Below are 3,014 nucleotides of genomic sequence, written 5' to 3'. Positions count from 1 at the left end.
ACGGACGTGCGGCGCAGAATCCGCCAGGCCGTGGAGTCGGCGGACGGCTCCACGACGCGCTGCCGGGTCCGCGCCCTGTCCGAGTTCACCGCACAGCCGGAGTACCAGGCCGTCCGCGCCTGGACCGATCACGCCCTGGAGACCGACCGGGAGTTCGCCGGCGTCTGCGAGGACATGGTGCGCCGGTACCTGGCCTCCTACCAGGGCGGCTCCGGCGAGGACATCGACGCCCGCAAGATGAACGCCGGACTGAGCTACCTCAGGGCCGAACTCCCCTTCTTCGTCGACACCCCCGCCATCCTCGACGTTCCCTCCTCGGTCTCCTGCTACCACAGGTCGGCGCCCCTGGTGCGGCAGCTGTACACGCGGGGCCGCGGCCTGGCCGCGGCCCCGAACCAGGCGTTCATGGTCGTCAGACCCGTCACGGGAGCCGACAGTTCCGGAGGTGAGGGATGAGACGCTCCGACGGCGCCTTCGCAGGGGCGCCCGCGAGGGGGCCGGCCCCGCGAGGAAGGCCCGCCGGCCTGGCCGGGAGCACCGCATGGTGATGACGCTGATGGGTGTCTCCGCCGCCTGGTGGACGGTCACCTACGTGCTGATCATCCGGGCCGGGCTGCGGGACCGCACCTACGGGATGCCGCTGGTGGCCCTGTGCGGCAACCTCGCCTGGGAGGGCATCTACGTCATGTACCCGCACACGGGTGCGGCGTGGCTCTCCAACGTCGTGTGGTTCCTCCTGGACTGCGTCATCCTGGGCACGGCGGTGCGCTTCGGCGCGCGCGAGTTCCCCTGGCTGCCGCGATGGGGATTCCTGCTGGGCCTGGCGGCCACCGGGGTGATGTGCTGGCTCGGCATGACCGCGCTGATCCGGCAGTTCGGCGGCGTCGAGAGCGGCGGCACCTACGCCGGGTTCGTGCAGAACCTCGTGATGTCCTGTCTCTTCCTGAACATGCTGGCAGGGCGGGGCACCACCGCCGGGCAGTCGATGGCCATCGCCGTCGGAAAGCTCCTGGGCACCGCCTTCGCCTCGGTCGCGGCATACCTCTGGCTGTCCGACGGCACCGTCACCCCGGGGCCGCTGCTGCCCTACATGTTCGTGGCGATCCTGGTCCTCGACCTGACCTACCTGGCCGCCCTGTACGCCGTCGGCCGCAGGGCGCGGTTGGCCGCGCGGACCGGTCGGCGGCGGGACGGGGGCGGCGACCCGGCCCCCGGCGGCGCGTACCGGTCCCGGAGCAGGCGGACCGCCGACGGGCAGTCGGCCGGCCACTGACGGCCGGTGCCCGGAACCCGCACAGGGCGGCGCGCCTCGGCGCACGTGCCGCTCACCCCTCCGCAGCCGCGCATCGCCGTCCTCCCGTGAGCCGGACCGCCGCGGCGTGGCACTCATCGCTGTCGCGCTGCGGCAGCGCCTCGGGGTGCCCGGCGGCAGCGCATCGGCAGTCCCGGCGTGTGCCGGGGTGCCCCATCCACCGCAGACCTGGAGAGCCGTTGAACACCACCCGCGGACCCTGGACTCCACCCCCCGGCGGAGGCTTCCCCGCATCGCCGCGGACCGGGCGGACCACACGGCGTCCGGCCGCCGAGGCACCGGCCCCGCCGGACTCCCCGGCCCTCCCCCCGGCGGGTCCCGTCCCGCACGCCGCAGCACCGGGCGTCCGCCATGACCGGGACCGGTGGCGCGGCCGGCCGGACGTGCCGCTGAGCGGCCGGGAGCTGGACGCCGCGCGGATCCGCGATCCGCTGCTGCGGCAGGCCTACACGCACTGCGCGTGGCTGCTGCGCCGCAGCGGCCACCCGCCGCCGCCCTGGAGGTCCTCGCTCCCTCCGGCCAAGCGCCCCCACTGGGACGCCATGATCGCTTTCTGCCGATGCGCTGACGACCTGACGGACGACCCCGGTGTCGGACCGGGGGAGAGACTGCGGCGGCTCGACTCCTTCGAACAGGAGCTCCGGCGCAGCCTGGACGGGCATCCCTTCCGGGACCGGCGGGCGACACGCAGCAGGCGCTCCCAGGCCCTCGTCTGCCGGGCGTTCGCCCACTTCGTCAGGGAGTGGCGCATCCCCGAGGACAGCATCTGGGAGGCGAGCCGGGCGCTGCGGGCCGACATGGCCGTCCGCGACTACGACACCGTGGCCAGCCTCGAACGCCATATGCACGGCGTGAGCGGGCAACCCGCGATCTGGCTCGGCGCGCTCCTCGAACCGGTCGACGACCGGGCCAGGGACGCTGCGATCGCCTGGAGCTACGGCATGCAGACGCTGGACTTCGTGCTGGACGTGGAAGAGGACCTGCGGCTGGACAAGCTCTACCTGCCCCTGGAGGAGCTACGGCAGTGCGGCCTGGTCCGCGAGGACGTCGAAGAGGCCGTGGCCGCCCGGCGCATGAGCGAGCCGCTGCGCGGACTCGTGGGTCTGCAGACCGACCGTGCCCGGCGCTATCTCGCCGCGGCCGAGCAGTGGGAGTTCCTCGTCCGTCCCCGCGGCCGGGAGCTCGTCCGCCGCTCGCTCGCCCAGGGAAGGATGATGATCGACAGCATCGCGCGTACCGGCAACGACCTGTTCGCGCTCGCCGGCCCCAACCCGTGAGAGCGGGCTGGCCGCGGTCCGGAACCCCGCCGGGCGCGACCGCCACCGAGAGGGCGGCTCTGGCGGGCGCATCCCGTGCCGGAACCGTCCTCCGGTCCGAATCCGGGCCCGGATCTCCGTACCGGTGCCGGCCGTCGTCATGACCCGCCACCCACCACCCGCGGCACCGGCTCACGCCATGGGCGGCAGCCCCGCGGCCAGGGCCGCCTCCCGGCGCGGCGCCCGGCACGCGACCTCACCGCACCGGGCGCGGACCCGGTGCGTCCCCTGCGAGGGGCTCGCGTCCGGCCCACCGGAAGCACGCGGTGGACGCTGTCGGCCACGGCCCGCCCGGGCCGGCCGGGGACCGCCGTCACCCGGTGCGGCGGCGGTCCAGCAGGTGGCGCAGGCAGAACAGGAGCGCGCCGAACAGGCCCCCGCTGGCC

At 74.6% G+C, this 3,014-nt stretch carries 3 protein-coding genes; all 3 read left to right on the top strand.

Annotated elements, in window-relative coordinates:
- The coding region (locus tag RIF68_RS32775) for a tRNA-dependent cyclodipeptide synthase (protein ID WP_309055019.1) at window positions 1-456 on the top strand (456 nt) is incomplete at its 5' end.
- A gap of 85 nt (window positions 457-541) precedes the next feature.
- The gene (locus RIF68_RS32770) at window positions 542-1,273 is read left to right on the top strand and encodes a hypothetical protein (protein ID WP_309055016.1); all 732 of its coding nucleotides are present in this window, start codon (window positions 542-544) and stop codon (window positions 1,271-1,273) included.
- Between the two features lie 422 nt (window positions 1,274-1,695).
- Entirely contained in the window at window positions 1,696-2,589 is an 894-nt protein-coding gene (locus RIF68_RS32765; RefSeq protein WP_309055014.1) for a squalene/phytoene synthase family protein, read from the top strand.
- Window positions 2,590-3,014: the final 425 nt, after the last annotated feature.

This window comes from Streptomyces sp., assembly GCF_031178505.1.
GTDB lineage: Bacteria > Actinomycetota > Actinomycetes > Streptomycetales > Streptomycetaceae > Streptomyces > Streptomyces gulbargensis.
Note: the sequence above shows the minus strand (reverse complement) of the source record. Positions and strands in the feature narration are given on the sequence as shown.

Excerpts from the sequence above, each read along its gene's own strand:
- RIF68_RS32770 (WP_309055016.1), top strand. The coding sequence starts at position 542 with ATGGTGATGACGCTGATGGGTGTCTCCGCCGCCTGGTGGACGGTCACC.